Source organism: Undibacterium sp. GW821-FHT11B02, from assembly GCF_058808955.1.
This window is the reverse complement of the sequence record NZ_JBXASD010000011.1, coordinates 206,283-225,147: the sequence shown is the minus strand read 5'-3', so window position 1 is coordinate 225,147 and position 18,865 is coordinate 206,283. Positions and strand designations below refer to the sequence as shown.

Annotated in this window: 9 protein-coding genes; 4 read left to right on the top strand and 5 right to left on the bottom strand. The window is 50.1% G+C overall.

What is annotated here, in order from left to right; genetic code table 11:
- Window positions 1–10: 10 nt before the first annotated feature.
- From AC1RVX_RS22765 to nirB, 3 genes are all read right to left on the bottom strand, one after another.
- On the bottom strand, window positions 11–2,776 hold the full coding sequence (locus tag AC1RVX_RS22765; protein WP_493218864.1) for a nitrate reductase: 2,766 nt from the start codon (window positions 2,774–2,776) through the stop codon (window positions 11–13).
- Between the two features lie 158 nt (window positions 2,777–2,934).
- Complete coding sequence (gene nirD / locus AC1RVX_RS22760) at window positions 2,935–3,279, bottom strand: nitrite reductase small subunit NirD (protein ID WP_186948047.1); 345 nt, start codon at window positions 3,277–3,279, stop codon at window positions 2,935–2,937.
- A 35-nt stretch (window positions 3,280–3,314) separates the two neighbouring features.
- Entirely contained in the window at window positions 3,315–5,744 is a 2,430-nt protein-coding gene (nirB, locus tag AC1RVX_RS22755; RefSeq protein WP_493218863.1) for a nitrite reductase large subunit NirB, read from the bottom strand.
- 369 nt (window positions 5,745–6,113) lie between these two features.
- Between nirB and AC1RVX_RS22750 the strand changes: the two genes are divergently transcribed.
- The 4 genes from AC1RVX_RS22750 (at window position 6,114) to AC1RVX_RS22735 (ending at window position 14,770) form a co-directional block, all read left to right on the top strand.
- Window positions 6,114–7,328 carry a nitrate/nitrite transporter gene (locus AC1RVX_RS22750; protein WP_493218862.1) on the top strand — a complete coding sequence of 405 codons (1,215 nt, stop codon included), beginning with the start codon at window positions 6,114–6,116 and terminating at the stop codon, window positions 7,326–7,328.
- A 23-nt stretch (window positions 7,329–7,351) separates the two neighbouring features.
- Window positions 7,352–9,064 (top strand): bifunctional protein-serine/threonine kinase/phosphatase, encoded by a 1,713-nt coding sequence (locus AC1RVX_RS22745; RefSeq protein ID WP_493218861.1) that lies wholly within the window; start codon window positions 7,352–7,354, stop codon window positions 9,062–9,064.
- A 153-nt stretch (window positions 9,065–9,217) separates the two neighbouring features.
- Window positions 9,218–11,326 carry a putative bifunctional diguanylate cyclase/phosphodiesterase gene (locus AC1RVX_RS22740; protein WP_493218860.1) on the top strand — a complete coding sequence of 703 codons (2,109 nt, stop codon included), beginning with the start codon at window positions 9,218–9,220 and terminating at the stop codon, window positions 11,324–11,326.
- 3 nt (window positions 11,327–11,329) lie between these two features.
- Entirely contained in the window at window positions 11,330–14,770 is a 3,441-nt protein-coding gene (locus AC1RVX_RS22735) for a PAS domain S-box protein (RefSeq protein WP_493218859.1), read from the top strand.
- Between the two features lie 132 nt (window positions 14,771–14,902).
- Here the strand turns inward: AC1RVX_RS22735 and AC1RVX_RS22730 are convergent, their stop codons facing one another.
- Both AC1RVX_RS22730 and AC1RVX_RS22725 read right to left on the bottom strand, forming a co-directional pair.
- Entirely contained in the window at window positions 14,903–15,979 is a 1,077-nt protein-coding gene (locus tag AC1RVX_RS22730; RefSeq protein ID WP_493218858.1) for a glycoside hydrolase family 53 protein, read from the bottom strand.
- A gap of 84 nt (window positions 15,980–16,063) precedes the next feature.
- Window positions 16,064–18,670 (bottom strand): TonB-dependent receptor, encoded by a 2,607-nt coding sequence (locus AC1RVX_RS22725; RefSeq protein WP_493218857.1) that lies wholly within the window; start codon window positions 18,668–18,670, stop codon window positions 16,064–16,066.
- Window positions 18,671–18,865: the final 195 nt, after the last annotated feature.

Below are 18,865 nucleotides of genomic sequence, written 5' to 3'. Positions count from 1 at the left end.
GTCAAACGCCCTATGCAGCTTTTTGCTGTACGCTGATGCTGATTATTTTCTTCAGCTCAGGTACACAAGATCCACAGTTGGTACCACATTTCAATTTACCCTGCAATGCGGTCAATACATCGGCTGGCAAGCCATCCATACCAGTCAGGGCTGCATTGATTTCTGTGTCAGTCACATTCAGGCAACTGCAGATCACTTTGCCACGTGCCGCAAAGCCCTGCGGTGGCGTGGTGCTTGGCATCAGTAACAAACGCCCCAACCTCGCCACAGGTTCCTGTGCCTGCAGGAAATCCTTGAGCCAGCCTTCGGCTGCCACGTCACCAGCCAGTGCGACAGCAGCCAGACTGCCTTCTTTGACCAGAATATGGCGCGAAACACAGCGACGCTTGTCGTCATAACGCAATACATCGGTGCCGTGTATGCCAAACAGTTGTTCAATTTTTTCGAGCACATCACCAGCAACAGCTTCTTCATTTGCAGCCCGGAAAATGACACCGACTTTGTCACGTCCAAATGGCGTACATGAGGCATAGGCAAATTCGCGCATATAAGGACGTAATGCAGCCTGTACCTGATACGCGGCATCACTGTCAAGCCAGGCAAAAACAACAAAACGCCATGGTAATTCAGCCTTCAGAATCTTGACAGCTGCAGCTTTCAGTTCTGGCTGCTTGGAACTGGGGTCTATCGCTGGCGAAGTCAGGGCATTTACGCCGTAGCTGGCATTCTGTGCATGACCACGTCCAGACACGTATTCTTCCCCCCAATGCATGGCAATGAAGACCTGGCCAGCACGCTGCTCATCGCTTTCAACAACAGGCAAAATGACGGTACCACGGCGACTGCTGACATGTACCAGATCACCTGGTTTGAGAAAACGCCTTTGCATGTCCGTGGTTTCCATGCTGATGCCAGGCTCGGCCACATGGGCAAACAATTGCGCCACGGTACCCGTGCGGCTCATACCATGCCATTGATCACGCAGGCGACCGGTATTCAATGAGAATGGGTAACGTGCATCAACAGCATCCTTGACCGGCTGATACGCGGTATTGACGAAACGTGCACGACCACTGGGTGTAGGGAAGATGCCGTCTTCATACAAACGTTGTTTGCCTGCGCTAGCACCTGCTGGATAAGGCCATTGTTGCGGCCCCTGCTGTTCAAGTATGGCGTACGACAAACCAGTGATATCGAGATCACGGCCACGGGTGCTGTCGCGGTGTTCATTCCAGACCTGTTCATCACTACTGTAAGCAAAACCCGCTGGTGATTTCCCCAGTAAAGGGGCTAGCATCTGGGCAAACTGGCTGGCAATTTGCCAGTCATGTCTGGCTTCACCGGGCGCTGGTATGACAGGACGTACACGTGAAATACGGCGTTCTGAATTGGTGACAGTGCCGGTCTTCTCGGCCCATGTGCTGGCTGGCAAAAGAACGTCTGCATACGGCACTGTCGCAGTGCTGGCATAAGCCTCTTGCACAATGACCAGCTCAGCTTTTTGCAAGGCTTCGCGTATCAGGTTTTGCTCAGGCATGGATTGCGCTGGATTGGTGCAAACTATCCATATGATCTTGATATCACCCTGTCTGACAGCTTCAAACATTTCCACTGCCGTTTTACCTGGTGTGGCGGGTACGTCATCAACACCCCAGTAAGCCGCCATTTCTGCGCGATGCTCAGCATTGCCAAGATCGCGGTGGCCGGACATCAGGTTGGCCATACCACCGACCTCACGCCCGCCCATGGCGTTTGGCTGCCCGGTCAGAGAAAACGGTCCGGCACCCGGCTTGCCGATTTGATGGGTAGCCAGATGCAGATTGATCAGTGCCGCATTTTTTGCAGTACCCGACGAAGACTGATTCAGTCCCTGGCAATACAGGGACAGGCTGGCTTTGGACTGTCCAAACCAGCGTGCTGCCTGCACCAGATCAGCTTCCTTGATGCCACAGGTCTTGGCCACAGCTGCAGGCGTGTAATCACGCACGGTTTGCTTGAGTTCGGCAAAGCCTTCTGTATGCGCCTGGATATAATCGACATCAATCAGGTCTTCCCACAGACAAAGATGCAGCATACCGTTGAACAAGGCAACGTCGGTGCCTGGCAAGATAGGCAGGAACAAATCTGCTTCCCGGGCAGTATCGGTTCGACGTGGGTCCGCGACGATTACTTTCAGTGCCGGATTTTTTTCCCTGGCCTGTTCCAGTCGACGATACAAGATAGGATGGGCATAAGCGGCGTTGGAACCAACGATGAAAATCACTTCGGCCAAATCAATATCTTCATAGCAGGCGGGTGGTGCGTCAGCACCTAGTGTCTGCTTGTAACCAGCCACGGCGCTGGACATGCACAGGCGTGAGTTACTATCGATATTATTGGTACCTATCAAACCCTTGGCGAGTTTATTGAAGACGTAATAGTCTTCGGTCAGCAATTGACCGGAAATATAAAATGCCACGCTGTCGGGGCCGTGTGCCTTGATGGTGTCGGCAAACTTGCCGGCCATACTGGCGATGACGGTATCCCAGTCACTACGTTGGCGTGTCTGGTCCCGCCCCGCAGACGGCGCACGCATTTCGGGATAAAGTGCCCTGACCTGTTGCTGTATCCTGGAGTCCGCAGACAGATGCAGGGTGCTGCCCTTGCTGCACAGGCGGCCAAAATTGGCTGGGTGATCCGGGTCGCCACGTACACCCACAACCTGCCCGCCATCGCTTTCAATTACTACACCGCAACCAACGCCGCAATAACAACAGGTAGATTTGGTTTCAGTCATACATGCCTTTAAATACACGCCGCGTAAAATTTTCCACGGCGTGGTGTTTTAGGACTTACACAAAATTGCCCCAGCAAGGTGCAGCGACAACGGCAGTACCTTTTCGTACAACCAGGAGCTACAACACCGCTGGGGCAGTTTTGCGCATGTCCAGCGCCCTAAGCCTCTATTGCAAGTGTACGCAACTCATTTGCATCCAGATACACCTGATCTGCATCCACTTTCAGACTGAATTTTTGCGTGCAGCCTTCATCGGGTGCAATTGCACAACCTGTAGGCAATTCAATATTCCAGTTATGCAACGGACAAGCCACTTTTTCACCAAAGACGATACCTTGCGACAAGGGACCACCCTTGTGCGGACATTTATCCAACAAAGCAAAAACCTTGTTTTCACTATTCCGGAAGATAGCCACATCCGGCTTGGCTGCACGCGCCACTACGCGTGCCCCCAGCACGGGGATATCTTCAACACGACAAATTACTTGCCAATCCTGACTCATGTTCTTTCCTCTCAACTAAATTGGCCTTATTGGCCTTATGCTGGCAAGCGTTCAAATTGACGCGTATCGACCTGGGCTTTTTCTGGTTCATGCCATGGATCAGACTCACCTTCCAGGGCAAACAGCAGGCGCTGGTAAAGGTCTTTGCGGCGCTCGTCATCTTCAAGGATGATTTTCTTCACATAGTCAAGACCGACACGGGCAAGGTAGTGTACCGTACGTTCCAGATACCAGCCTTCTTCGCGATACAACTGCAGGAAGGCCCCTGTATATTCCATGACTTCTTCATGGGTTTTCAACTTAACCAGGAATTGCGCAACTTCAGTTTTGATACCGCCGTTACCGCCTACGTAAATTTCCCAACCGGAATCAACACCAATCACACCAACGTCCTTGATACCTGCTTCAGCACAATTACGTGGGCAGCCGGATACTGCCAGTTTGACCTTGTGCGGCGAATACATGCGTGCCAGTTCACGTTCCAACTGTTGGCCCATCAGAGTCGAATTTTGCGTACCAAAACGGCACCATTCGCTACCCACACAGGTTTTTACGGTACGCAAACCCTTGGCATAAGCCAGACCAGACGGCATCCCCAGGTCTTGCCATACTGCGCGCAAGTCTTCTTTCTTCACACCCAGCAAATCGATACGCTGACCACCGGTGACCTTGACAGTCGGTATATTAAATTTATCAACCACGTCAGCTATCCTGCGCAATTCGCTGGCATTAGTTTCACCACCCCACATACGCGGGATGACAGAGTAAGTACCATCTTTCTGGATATTCGCATGTGAGCGTTCATTGATGAAGCGCGATTGCGGGTCATCCTTGGCTTCACGCGGCCATGTGGAAATCAGGTAGTAATTGATGGCAGGGCGGCAACTGGAACAACCATTAGGTGTACGCCATTCCATGAACTCCTGCACGCCTGCAACCGTCAGTAACTTGTTGGCCTTGATGGCATCACGCACTTGTTGATGGCTATGATCAGTACAAGAGCACATAGGTTTGACTTTCGACGCAGTCGAATAATCACCACCCGCCGTAAACATGATGATCTGTTCTACCAGGCCAGTACAGGAACCGCAGGATGCCGACGCCTTCGTGTGCTTGCGTACGTCATCGAGCGTGAACAGACCTTTTTCCTTGATAGCCTTGACGATGGTGCCTTTGCAGACACCATTACATCCGCAGACCTCGGCATCATCCGGCATGGCAGCGGCCTTGGTATGACCTTCATGGCCAACGTCACCGGTATTCGATTCGCCAAACATCAGGGAATCGCGGATTTCTGAAATGTTCTTACCTTCACGCAGCAGTTTGAAATACCAGCTGCCATCCACAGTGTCGCCATACAGGCAGGCACCAATGAGCTTGTCGTCTTTCACCACCAGCTTTTTGTAGACGCCGCCTATGGGGTCAGACAAAACGATTTCTTCCGTGTCCTTACCACCCATGAATTCACCGGCAGAGAACAGATCAATGCCTGTCACTTTCAACTTGGTGGATGTGACTGACCCTTGGTAACGACCAATACCGAAATTCGCCAAATGATTGGCGCAGACTTTGGCCATTTCAAACAAAGGCGCAACCAGACCATAGACCGTGCCACGATGGTTTACGCATTCACCGACGGAATAAATACGTGGATCATAAGTCTGCATCGTGTCGTTGACGATGATGCCACGATTACAGTACAGACCGGCAGATTCTGCCAGCGCCGTATTTGGACGTATGCCGACAGCCATAACAATCAGTTGCGCAGGAATTTCCAGGCCATCCGTAAAGCGGATCGATTTTACATGGCCATTGTCGTCACCGATGATGGCTTCCGTATTTTTTTCAAGCAGGAAGTTCAGGCCGCGGTCCTCCAGGGATTTTTGCAACATCTTGCCGGCAACCGGGTCCAGTTGACGCTCCATCAACCAACCTGGCAAGTGCACCACAGACACGCTCATGCCACGCATTTTGAGACCGTTTGCAGCTTCCAGCCCCAACAGACCACCGCCGATGACGACAGCATGTGTATGTTCTTGCGCAGCGGCGATCATGGCGTTGGTATCATGAATATCGCGGTAGGCGATCACGCCCTTGAGGTCTTTGCCAGGCACTGGCAACATGAAAGGAGTGGAACCAGTCGCCAACAGCAAACGGTCGTATTCGGTCTGGGTACCATCTTCGGCAATCACGATACGTTTATGGCGATCGATTTTGGTGATTTTTTTACCGAGGTGCAGAGTGATATTATTTTCTTCATACCAATCCACATCATTGAGCATGATGTCCTTGATAGTTTGCTCACCTGCCAGCACCGGTGATAACAAGATGCGGTTGTAATTGGCATAGGGTTCTGCACCAAAAACGGTAATGTCGTACAAATCCGGGGCAATCTTGATCAACTCTTCAAGGGTACGCACACCTGCCATACCATTCCCGACCATCACTAGCTTTAATTTCTTCATGGCTGCTCCTTTGCATGTCTCCGCGATCTATAAGCAAGAGCAATGCCAGTTCGAAATTTCTGGGAAATCAACTTTCCCGCTTTATTCTGCGCGCACCAATATAACCGTATATAAAATAGCTTTGCACAGGGAAAACCAACAATTAATCAATCAGCATAATAAGTAGTGCCACTTACTGAAGCGCAGCATAAAAAATTCAAGTTTTACAAAAAAATCCCATGCCAAACTAGTGCGCTGCACCATTTAATTTACGCAATGCACATTTTTCGCGCATTTTCCATCATATTTAACAATTGAGCCCTACATATCCCGCACAATTTGATGGCACGGCACTTGCAAGTGGCATCATCGTTCACCATTGGAGCGATCATGCAAAAAACATCATTCTGGAAAGCAGGCCATCCGCCAACACTGTTAGCGGCATTCTTTTACTTTGACCTGAGTTTCATGGTCTGGGTCCTATTGGGTCCATTGGCGATACAGATATCCAAAGACCTGGGGCTGACCGCTGCGCAAAAAGGTTTAATTGTTGCCACGCCTTTGCTGGCTGGTGCCCTGCTGCGTATCGTGATGGGCATACTGGTCGATCACCTGAAACCCAAAAAAGCTGGCCTGATAGGTCAGGTTGTGGTGCTGGCAGGTCTGTGCTGGGCCTGGCTGGGAAACATACATAGTTATGAACAATTATTATTCCTGGGTGTAATCCTGGGGGTGGCTGGTTCTGCCTTTGCAGTCGCGTTGCCGCTGGCTTCCCGCTGGTATCCGCCAGAACATCAGGGTACGGCACTGGGTATTGCCGGTGCAGGCAATTCAGGTACTGCGTTTGCTGCCTTGTTTGCACCAGCGCTGGCCATTGCCTATGGCTGGTCGAATGTATTCGGACTAGCGCTGATCCCGTTATTGGTAGCACTGGTTGTGTATCTGGTCTTTGCCAAGGATGCCCCTGGCGAAACACCGAGCAAATCACTGAGCGAATACCTGGCCGTGCTGAAAGACAAGGATGCCTGGTGGTTCATGTTCTTCTATAGCGTAACCTTTGGTGGTTTTTCTGGCCTGGCATCTTCATTGACTATTTATTTCAATACTCAATATGGCTTGTCGCCGATACATGCCGGTTATTTTACGGCTGCCTGCGTATTTGCCGGTTCACTGGTGCGCCCATTTGGTGGACGTATTGCTGACCGCATAGGTGGGATCAAAACCTTGTCAGTGATGTATAGCATTGCTGCTGCTTTCTTGTTTATCGCAGCCACAGGCTTGCAGTCGTCAGTAGCTGCGGTGGTTGTTTTTGTAGTCGCCATGCTGGCTCTGGGTACCGGCAATGGAGCAGTATTCCAGTTGGTACCTCAGCGCTTCCGTAAAGAGATGGGTGTGATGACTGGTCTGGTCGGTATGGCTGGTGGTATCGGCGGCTTTTATCTGGCGGCCAGTATGGGTTATTCACGTCAGATCACCGGTAGCTATCAACTGGGTTTGTCGATTTTTGCTGGCTTGGCCATTGTCGCCCTGATCGGTTTATCATTGGTGAAGAAACGTTGGCGCACCACTTGGGGGTCTGCTGCCATGACCACCGCAAAAATCTGATTACCTGAGAATTAACCCACACCATGCCTCTTATTGTCACCACCGGCTATCAGTCTGTTGCAGGGGTACGTAGCCGGAATGAAGATTTTGTCGGTATGGTGACGCCGGGCGACCCGGAATTATCAAGCAAGGGGATGATACTGGCCATTGCTGACGGCGTCTCTGGCAGCGAAGGTGGGAGGGAAGCGGCTGAATATGTGGTGCGCGGTTTGCTGACCGATTACTACGCCACCCCGGACACCTGGGAAGTCACCACTGCACTGGAAAAAGTGGTGGTTGCCATGAATAGCTGGGTGCAGCAGCAAGGCTCAGTCCGGCGCGAACTGGCTGGCATGGCGACTACTCTGACCACGCTGGTATTACGTGGCCGTATGTATTACAGCGCGCACGTCGGCGATACCCGCTGCTACCTGTTACGTAATGGTTCACTACAGAAATTGACCCAGGATCATGTCTGGGACAGGCCAGAAATGCAGCATGTGCTGACGCGTGCAATAGGTCTGGATTCACACCTTGTGATTGATCATGGCATGGGTGAATTGCGTGTCGGCGATGTCTTTTTGCTTGCTTGCGATGGCATCTGGGCCACCATCAGCGAATATGACCTGTGTGATTACCTGCAGCAGGTCGGCGCTCAAACCTTAAGCCCGGAACAAGCCAGTGCCGCATTATGTGAAGCAGCAATAAAAGCTGGCTCTCAAGATAATTGCAGCGCAGTGGTAGTCCGCGTACAAGAATTGCCAGAAGGTGATTTGCGTGATGCCATCACTGAATTGCATGTATTGCCCGTGCCACCACGCATGAAACCCGGCCAGACGCTGGATGGTTATGTGATTGATGAGATCATGCATACCTCACAGACCACCCTGCTATACCGCGTAACTGATCCGTTACATCATCGCAAGCTGGTGTTGAAAACCCTGCACCCCGATCGCGCCACAGATGCTCAGGAACGTTCGGCCTTTGCCCACGAAGCCTGGCTGGCGAAACGGGTAGTCGCCCGTTTTTTCCCGCAGGTGATCACGCCTGAGCAAAGAAATTACTTATATTATCTGTCCACCTGGCATGCTGGTGATTCCCTGCAAAGGCGTTTGGATGCCGGGCAACACTTTACTATCCCAGAAGCTGTGGGATATGGTGGCAAACTGGTGCGTGCTGTCGGTGCCCTGCACAGGCGCAGCATACTGCACCGCGACCTCAAGCCTGCCAATGTGCATTTGGGTGACGACGATGAAATCCGCATTCTGGATCTGGGTGTAGCACAATCTGGCTTTGACAGCAAGGATAGCTCGCAGGTCAGCAATTTCAATCTGGCAGGAACGCCCTCTTTTCTGGCACCGGAACAATTCCAGGGAGAACCACCATCCAGGGCAACGGATATCTATGCCACCGGTGTAACCCTGTATTACCTGCTGACCCGGCACTATCCTTATGGTGAAGTTGAGCCATTCCAGCGCCCAAAATTCGGTGAACCGGTGCCGCCGGGTCGCTATCGACCGGACCTGCCGCACTGGCTGGAAAATGTCCTATTGAAAGCAGTTGCCCGTGACCCGCAAGACCGCTTTGAAACAACGGAAGAATTTCTGCTGGCACTCGAACGTGGTGCCGCCCATCCCCTACCCGCACCGGCTATCAAACCACTGGCCCAGCGCGACCCACTGTCGCTCTGGCGCACCCTGGCCATCGTCTCCATCGTTGCCAATCTGTTGCTGGTCTATCTATTGATAGCACGATAAGCAAGAATTCATTTCACGGTTACACTAGGGCGTGCTGCATGTCAAATCCAGATTGATGTTGTTCTGGCTCGGTTGATGCAGACATTGATGTTGCCCTTGGAATTAATAGTGTATTAACATTGGGCAGACATTCACTTGTGGACTGATATTGCCATGCGTTACAGCTTTGACCGCCTTGTACATTTCCTGCGTCTGCGCCGTATTGGCGTGCGGCTGGCACTCAGTTATGGTTTGCTATTGGTACTCTTCACCATCGTCCTGTTGTTACCAATTTCACAAATTCGTAAAATGACGACACTGAGCGAGCAATTTGCCCGCAAGGATATGCAAAGCCTGCTATATGTGCAGGAATTGAGCGTATCCACAGAAAATGTTGGTCGCGCCATGCTTAAACTGTTAACGGTGTCACGTGAACTGCGCGTACCTGAATACACCGCTGTTGACGAAAAAAATCGCCGCATGGATCAATTGATTGCCGCGCTGGAAACCACACTCAGTGACGAAGAACAATTACGAAATCTAAAGATACTGAAAGAAAAACGCAAAATTTATCAAAAATATTATTTTGAAACTGTTAATCAGTTAGAAGAAGAAAGTCAGGAAGCAGCCAAAGAAACGTTCTTACAGCAAGTACAGCCTGCACTGGATGCCATGCTGAAAGACTCAAAGAATTTTCTGAAGCGCGAGCAGGAATTGATCCAGACACATCAGGCAGAAGCACAAAAGGATTTTGAACGAATAGGCTTGATGGTAGCCATACTATCCTTACTGGCAGTGTTTGTCGCCGCCCTGCTTGCCTGGCTCACTACCAGAAGTGTCGTGAAACCGCTGGAAAGGCTGGAAGCCAGCGCCCTGCAAATCGCCAAGGGCGACTATCAAACCCGCTTCATACCCAGTAAGACTGAAGAAGTGGCACGTGTAGGCGAAGCCTTGAATGCCATGGCCGCCGCCATCGGCATACGCGAACAAACCGTCGAGCACCTGGCTTACTATGATTCTCTGACCGACCTGCCCAACCGCACCTTCATGCTGAAAACGCATGATGGCAAAGGGGAGCCGCATCAGGGACTGATATTGATGGATCTGGCCCGCCTGAAAATCATCAATGAAACCCTGGGCTTTGATACCGGCGATTCTGTCATTTATGACGTAGCCACACGTCTCAAATCAGTCATCAGTCAGGAGGATGGCGGGTTAAAACCCTGGCTGGCAAGAATGGCCGGTGGTGCCTTTGCCATCCTGTGCTTTAACGCCAGCAAAACCGCTATGGAATCCTTGCATCAGCGCATTGATGCCATCATGGCTGAGCCGGTCAAGTGCGCGCAATATTCTGTCGATGTAAGCCTGGTGTTTGGTCTTGCCATCACGATGGACAATGCGCTACCGTTAATGACATTAATACGCAATGCCGAAGTCGCTCTGTATGCAGCCAAGCGCAGCGCCAGCGCGGCGGCCTGGTACACCGATGCGCAAGAGGCTTCGCGCCTCAGTCATTTAAGCCTGCTATCCGATCTTCGCTCTGCCGTCAGAGATTCAGAATTGCAAATGTGGCTGCAACCCAAACTGCACCTGAACGATGGCAAGGCCTATGGCTTTGAGGCACTGGTTCGTTGGCAACATCCAACACGCGGCTTCATTTCCCCGGCAGAATTTGTCCCCTTTGCTGAACGCACCGGCTATATCAGCATGCTGACCATGTGGATGCTGGAAAAAGCCATTACCACCCTGCTTAGCTGGCAACAAGATTATCCGCAACAAACCATTGCCGTCAATGTCAGCACCCATGATTTGCGGGACGCCAGTTTCCCGGATCAGATCGCTGCCCTGCTACAGCGTTATGCCGTCAACCCAGCCTTGCTGAAGCTGGAAATCACTGAGAGCGGTATCATGGAAGACCCCGACAGCACCATCAGTCTGCTCAAGCGTTTGCGTAATATCGGGCTTGACCTGTCCATTGATGATTTTGGTACAGGCTATTCCTCCCTATCCTATTTACAACGTCTGCCTGTCAGTGAATTAAAGATAGACCGCAGCTTTGTTACCCACATTGATACCCAGCCAAGCACTCAGGGGCTGGTCAAGGCCATCATCGCCATGGGGCATGGTCTGGGGCTGAGTGTCATTGCAGAAGGTATAGAAACTGCAGCAGAACGCGAAACCTTACGCACGCTGGGCTGCGATTCCATGCAAGGCTATTTTGCCAGCAAGCCCCTGCATGGCGAAGCTCTGCAAAAGTGGCTGACAAATTTACCTCTGAACTAAGCTATGCAAGCACCTGCTTTACCAAAAGATGAAGCAATACGCCTGCAAACACTGCAGGCCTGTTCCATTCTTGATACCCCGGCAGAAGAACGCTTTGACAGATTGACGCGGCTGGCCATGCATATGTTTCAAACCCCCATCGCGCTGGTGTCACTGATAGACACCGAGCGTCAATGGTTCAAATCACGGCAGGGACTGGATGTAACGCAGACGCCAAGAGATATTTCGTTTTGCGGTCACGCTATCTTATCGCACGATGTACTTTACGTACCAGATACAAAACTGGACATACGTTTTACTGATAATCCACTGGTAACTGCTGCGCCATATATACGTTTCTACGCTGGCGCACCACTGCGCGCCAGGAATGGTCAACGCCTGGGTACCTTATGCATCATAGATAGCATCCCCAGGACATTAAGTCAGGACGACATCAGCGCCCTGCGCGACCTTGCCGATTGCGTGGAACATGAATTTTCGAGAGAGGAACAGCAACGGCAACACCATGCCTTGCTGGCGTTGACCGAGATCACCTCGCTGTCTTACCAGGACCCAGAACACCTGTTGCGCCAATCCCTGGAAATGGCCTGTGACTATCTTGGTATCAGTACCGGACACATTGTCAAGATAGAAGATGAAATGTGTGAAATCGTTCTGCGGCAATCCGGTGATGAACGTTTTCATGAAGGTGAAAAAATCCCGCTGTCCCAGTCGTTTGCCGCACTCACCGTGGCCAGCAATACCGTCTTTCATATCGCCGATGTATTTGACAGCCTTTACCTGCGTCACCCAGGTTATACGCAACTGGGTGTAGTCAGCTACATTTCTGTCACGCTGTACATGAATGAGCGTCAATACGGGACCCTGAATTTCTCTGATACACATCCACGCCTTTTCCCATTTTCCGAGGTGGAAGTTGAATTTGTACGTTTGCTGGGTGACTGGGTTAGCGGCGTCCTGAAGCGTCAGGAGCTTGACAGACAATTGCAGCAACAGCGCATGTTAAGTGATGCCATCGCCAAAACCCAGGCGCTGTTCATCAGCGAAAGCGATCAGGAAAAAGGTTTTGAATCCTTGCTGGCAGCCACTCTGAACCTGACTGGAAGTCAATGCGGTTTTATCAGCGAAGTCTTTCACGGCAAACAAAATGAAATCGTCTTGAAATCAACGGTACTCGCCTGGAGTACCAATGATGAACTGATAGTGGGTACGCCCTTGGTGCTGGAAGTACAGGACCAGCTATCACAACATCTGACACAGCTATTTGGCCAGATAAATGCCACGCAGCCCTCATTGCTGCTCAAACCGGACCTGGCAGAACTGGATATCATTTTCCCGGAGCATTTCAGGCCACTAAAAAACTTCCTGGGGATCCCCGTTCATTACGATGGGGAGCTGATTGCTATCGTCGGCATAGCCAATCGCCTGCACAATTCGGATGCAGACTCCGATGGTGAAGTTCATGCAGATGACGCTTTGATTGCATTTCTAAAACCTCTGTTCAGCACACTGGGACAATTGATCAGCGCTGCCCGCGTACAAAAGCACAGGCATGAAACAGAGCGTCAACTGGCAAACGTCATCAAAGGTACCAATATCGGCACCTGGGAATGCAATGTCGTTACCGGCGAAACCATCTACAACGAACGCTGGGCGGAAATGCTGGGTTATACACTGGCAGAACTCAGCCCAACCACGGTAGATACCTGGCTCAAGCTATGTCATCCAGAAGACCTGAAGCTTACCAGTGCCCTGATCGATCAGCATTTCCGTGGCGAAATTGAATATTTTGATCTAAAAAGCCGCATGCGGCACAAGGATGGGCACTGGATCTGGATACATGATCGAGGTTGCGTGGTCAGTTGGAGCCCGGATGGGCAGCCGCTGATCATGTCAGGCAGTCATGCTGATATCACCATACAGAAAGAAGCAGAAGCAGAACTGGAACATGCCTATGAATTGTTGGAAAAATCGAATACCGCAGCCCGTATAGGTACTTGGGAACTGGACGCGCAAACCAGGCAATTGAACTGGAGCAAAGTCACCCGGGAAATTCATGAAGTGGATGACGATTTTAGCTGCACGGTAGAACATGCCATCAGTTTTTATAAGAACGAGAGCTACCAGCAAAAAATAATACAGCTTGTCGGTGCAGCCCTGCGTGAAGGCAAGGGTTTTGATGCAGAGATGTGCATCATCACAGCACGCGGAAATGAACGCTGTGTGCATGTTATCGGTTTCCCGCAAGTTGAAAACAATGTCTGTTTGCGCGTATATGGTACTTTCCAGGACATCAGCGAAAGAAAAGCTTCTGAAGAATCACTGCGTGATCATGCCGCCCATACCAGCACCATTGTTGACAATGTTCTGGATGGCATCATCACCCTGAATGAAGATGAATATATACTCAGCGTCAATAATGCTGCTGCCCATATTTTTGGTTATGGCATTGACGACCTGCCCGGTCAGCACATACGCCAGTTGATGCCGCAGGCGTATGCTGATCAGTCAGATGCTGGCAACGGGACAGATCAGACCAAACCCATGCAGGATGAAAATGCACATCCTGGCAAAGTCAGCGTGGTAAAAGATATTATAGGCATAGGACGTGAAGTCACCGGGCGCAGGAAAGATGGTAGTCTGTTCCCTCTTGACGTATCCATGTCTGCTGTCAAGCGTCAGGGTAAACCCCTGTATATCGGTCTGATGCGCGATATCACAGAACGAAAACGTATCGAACAAATCAAGAATGAATTTATCTCCACTGTTAGCCACGAATTGCGCACACCCCTGACATCCATCACGGGTGCATTGGGTTTGATTTCTGGCGGTGCGCTGGGTAGTTTTCCTGACCGTATCCAACAGATGCTGGATATTGCCACCAAAAATTGTCTGCGCCTGACCTTTTTGATCAATGATTTGCTGGATATGGAAAAATTGTCTGCTGGCAAAATGGTTTTCCAGTTTCAGACAGTGCCCTTGTCTGATGTATTGATACAGGCAATAGAATCCAATCAGACTTTCGGTGCTCAACGCAATGTATCATTGCGACTTGCGCAACCTGTTCCCGCAGTCAGCGTTTCGGTCGACACGCAAAGATTCATGCAGGTCCTGTCCAACTTGCTGTCGAATGCCATCAAATACTCTCCCGAAAAAGGCACGGTAGACATCACAACCAACGCCAACGAACGGCGGGTACGCATCAATGTGATCGACCACGGTGCCGGTGTGCCACACGAATTCAGGGACAGGATATTTCAAAAATTTGCTCAGGCAGATTCATCAGACACGCGCCAGAATGGCGGCACAGGTTTAGGTCTGGCGATTACCCGTGAACTGGTCGAAAGAATGGATGGCAATATCGGTTTTGAATCCCGCCCTGGGCGCGGTGCCAAATTCTACATCGACCTGCCCATCGTAACGTCAGCTAAGGTCAAATCTTAACTCACCATCATTTCATCAGTAGTCACGCGCACTACTGATCTGCAACGTGCGTCCGCCCAGCGACGCCAGGCAGCAATGCAAAATTCTGGATACTGCGTCATCGCGTATAGCTACGAAACCCCTTTTTACGCTTTAGTTTAAAAATGCGTCCAGCGCCTCAGTCGGCTTTCCTGTGTCATCAAAAGCACCGAAGGAATAGCCTTTCCATTTTCTGTAGGACTGGGCTTCCCAATACATCACGCCCAGGCCCTGTTTCTGATTGACTGAGCGGACCTTGGCAATGACATCACTTAAAATGGTTTTCGCATGTGGATGGTCCCAAGGTACACCAACCTCTGTCACCATGACCGGTACTTGATAACGATCGACCATATCATTCAAATTCGCAACGCATGCCTTGTTTGCTGATTGCCATGTGTGGCCAACAGCCTCCAGCGGGTATGATGATACGCCAATGACATCAAACTTCCCACCATTGTTTTTCAAGCCATCAAAGATCCAGCGAAACCCTTCGTTGTTATGACAATTGGCGAGATGCACAATGACAAGAGCGGCAGGGAAAATCTGCTTGACTGCATCGTATGCAGCAGTCGTCAATTCCGCATAATTTTTCATATTACTGGCAGACTTGGAAGGCCGTGCACTGTCCCAAAGCATACCGTCATTGGTTTCGTTACCAACCTGTACCCATTCAGGGGAAATGCCAGCTTCCCTCAGCGCAAGCAAGCTTGCAGAGGTATGTTGCACAATGTCTGCATGCAATTCAGCAATACTGTGTTGACGCCAGGCAGCAGGCTTGGTCTGATGTGCGGGGTCAGCCCAGGTGTCGCTGTAATGAAAATCAATCATGATGCGCATGCCCGCCTGTTTAGCACGCTTTGCTTTGCTTAAGACATCGGACAAACCATTCCAGCCGTCTGCAGGACTCACCCATACGCGCAAACGCACCGCGTTCATGCCTTGCTCTTTTAGAGTAAGGAAAATATCTTGCCTGATGCCTGTCTTGCTAAAAAATTGATACCCGGATGCTTCCATCTCTGACAGCCAGCTAATATCCGATCCTTTGGCAAAGCTTCTTTGTGTTTTGACTTGTGCCGAATCCGCAAATGGGACATCTGTCACCTCCGCACCTGGCAAAGTTCGTGCATTGGTACTGGCGTAACTCATCAACGCAAAAAACAGAGTACAAACGAAGTGAGATGCTTTCATGACTTGATGATTTTTACGTACATGCAAATTTACCAGACAAAAAAAGGGGGACGATTTACATCGCCCCCCTTTTTTCTTAAAATATTACATCTTGTAAGTAAGTCCCAAATTAAAACGACGACCAAATTCTGTCACTTCTTGTTGATACGGATTATTTGCACTCGTATAAACAACTTTTTGGTTAGTCATGTTGTCAATACCAAATCGCACTTGCAACTGAGGTGTAAGTTGTTTGGACAAATTCAAGGTCAGATAAGTTTCTGCACCATTCACTATCAACTGACCTGCAGCCCAGGTCGGGTTACGTACGAAGGCACTATGGTAGTTGGCAGAAAGTCGTGCTTCATAACCAGCTTTCTCGTACCAGACAGTGATGCCACCATTGTGTTTCATCAAACCTTCAATAGGGAAAGGATTAACAGAAGGCATATTTTCTTTGATGTCACTTTCTGTATAGGCATAATTACTGTACACACCCAAACCATCAAATGGTGCAGGCAAGCCTGTGAATGCCTGCTGATACACAAGTTCCAGACCTTTGACATTGCCACCACCACCATTGACAGAGCGCGTGATCAGCGCAGTACGGCCATTGATGCTGGTCGTATCCTGTGTGATACCTATATAGCGTGAGACTTGTTTATAGAACACACCAGCCGATGCCAGGGCACCTTTGGCGAAATACCATTGATAAGCCAGATCCATCTGATTTGACATCATTGGCTTCAATTCTGGATTACCGGCACTACCTGTCAAAGGTTGCACAGGATTGGGATCAACATACAAATTGCGTGAAGCACGCATTTCATCCAGCGGTGCGCGTGACATGGCGCGTGCCAAACTGAAACGCACTTGCTTTTCTTGCTTGTCGTCCATGGCAAATATCAAATTCAGGCTAGGCAATACCTCTGTATAAGAAGTTCCACCCTGCACTGGTGTTGGCGTCGCGCCGCTCAATGACTGCATGCCTTCGCCAGTCTGGCTGGTATGCACAACGCGCACACCGGCATTGCCGCGATATGCTGTTCCCGCCACTGTGCCATCCAGATCAGCCTGAGCGTAAAGCGACGAACTACGCTCTTTCACTTTCCAGCCTGAGAGTAAATCATTCTGTGTCTGCGGGCGGCCGGTAGAATCAAATACATTCGCACCAAAGGCTGCGAAAGAAGACGCATCAAAATTTTTCAGTGCAATAAACGGAGCAAAGCCGTCGACGCGTATGGTTTCATATGCTGAATCAGGTATCGTTCCTGTTGGGGAGACATTCCATGTCGTTTGGCTATACGATTTTTCGCGGTCAGTAAAACGTGCACCAAACTTGACACGACTGACGGCACCCCAATCAACACCACGTGATGCATTCACATGGAAGCCATTCAATTCATCCTTCAAGTGACCATCAGTATCAACATACATGGTTGGCGCGCCGAACGCTGCCGGATTTCCAGAATCCTGTCCCAAAGTGTAAACCTGGCGATCATCACCGGTAAACGACCAGGTGAGCGTACCATTGTTTTTTGCGAACAGACGCAAGTCACGCCATTGGCTGTCGCGTTTCGCACGCGAAGTGGATAAGTCTGTCTCCACTTTCCAATCACCAATATTAAATTTTCCGTTGATACCACCTGCCACATTGGTATTATCCTGCACCCACTTGTAATCATTGGTTGTCAGACCTACATCTTTTACTGTAGCACCAACCACATAGCCATTGCGAATATCGAGGTTGCTGTAGTTGGCTTTTTGCCAGCCATCCCAATTGCCGACATCACCAGTCCAGTGCTGCAAACCTGGTTCGTTGATGGCTGCTTTTGCATAATAAACGTCGCCGGTAATCAAGGCATCAGGGCTGGCTTTCCATTCAACTTTTCCAAGCAAACTGGTACGTTTATCAGTACCACGTTTAACATCGTCACCGAAGCCCCATGGCGTTTTATCAACCTTGCCATCGCCATTCAAATCTGCTGAATGATCCTCGTTAAAACCCCAATGTTTGATATTCTTTTGGAGTGAAGGCTGGTCCTGATAACTGAAGGCTAATGCTACGCCCAAAGTGTTATTGTTGAATTGGTCGATATACACACCGCCAACACGTGGTGTTTTACTTTTTGCACCAGGAATTTGATCGCCCATCGGATAATACAAGGCGTCAGCCCGCAGAGAAATTTGGCGGTCCTTGTATTTCAGAGGCTGCACTGTCTGCAAATCAATCGTCGTCGCAATTCCACCTTCTACAAGCTCAGCAGATTGAGTTTTGTAGACAGTTGCACCGCTTAAAGATTCCGAGGGAAATTGTTCAAAGCGCACTGCACGGGCTGGTTCAGTCGATGCCAATTCACGGCCATTGAGTGTGGCGCCAATAAAGCGTGGGCCCATACCACGCGCCACGATTTGACTTGCATTGCCGCGATCCAATCCTGATGACAGGCCAGGCAGACGCGCCAGGGATTCTGCGATTGTTGTATCAGGCAACTTGCCGATATCTTCTGAAGCAATCGCTTCGATCATGCTGTTCGACGCTTCTTTGCTTGCCAGGGCATTGCGTACCGAAGCACGAATACCACTCACTGTAACCTGTTGTACTTCATCAGTAGCTGGCGCTGTCGCCTTTTCTTGTGCAAATGCACTCGCACTAATTGCTGGCATCACGAACAAGGCATGAACAAGCCAGCTGATTTTCTTTTGCTTCATTATGTCTCCAGTATTTTCTTTTAAAGCACCGCCGGGATAGCGACAGGATGTAGCTCTTTCTAAACTCCAGAGCTTGTAATCATCTTATTGATTGAAGCAAATGTATTCCAATGACTTATTTCGCAAAAACTATGCGAATTTCATATAGCTAATTAGGCAGCACTATATTTTTCAGAAACAGTCTTCCCATCACAG

Excerpts from the sequence above, each read along its gene's own strand:
- AC1RVX_RS22765 (WP_493218864.1), bottom strand. The coding sequence starts at position 2,776 with ATGACTGAAACCAAATCTACCTGTTGTTATTGCGGCGTTGGTTGCGGT.
- nirD (WP_186948047.1), bottom strand. The coding sequence starts at position 3,279 with ATGAGTCAGGATTGGCAAGTAATTTGTCGTGTTGAAGATATCCCCGTG.
- nirB (WP_493218863.1), bottom strand. The coding sequence starts at position 5,744 with ATGAAGAAATTAAAGCTAGTGATGGTCGGGAATGGTATGGCAGGTGTG.
- AC1RVX_RS22750 (WP_493218862.1), top strand. The coding sequence starts at position 6,114 with ATGCAAAAAACATCATTCTGGAAAGCAGGCCATCCGCCAACACTGTTA.
- AC1RVX_RS22745 (WP_493218861.1), top strand. The coding sequence starts at position 7,352 with ATGCCTCTTATTGTCACCACCGGCTATCAGTCTGTTGCAGGGGTACGT.
- AC1RVX_RS22740 (WP_493218860.1), top strand. The coding sequence starts at position 9,218 with ATGCGTTACAGCTTTGACCGCCTTGTACATTTCCTGCGTCTGCGCCGT.
- AC1RVX_RS22735 (WP_493218859.1), top strand. The coding sequence starts at position 11,330 with ATGCAAGCACCTGCTTTACCAAAAGATGAAGCAATACGCCTGCAAACA.
- AC1RVX_RS22730 (WP_493218858.1), bottom strand. The coding sequence starts at position 15,979 with ATGAAAGCATCTCACTTCGTTTGTACTCTGTTTTTTGCGTTGATGAGT.
- AC1RVX_RS22725 (WP_493218857.1), bottom strand. The coding sequence starts at position 18,670 with ATGAAGCAAAAGAAAATCAGCTGGCTTGTTCATGCCTTGTTCGTGATG.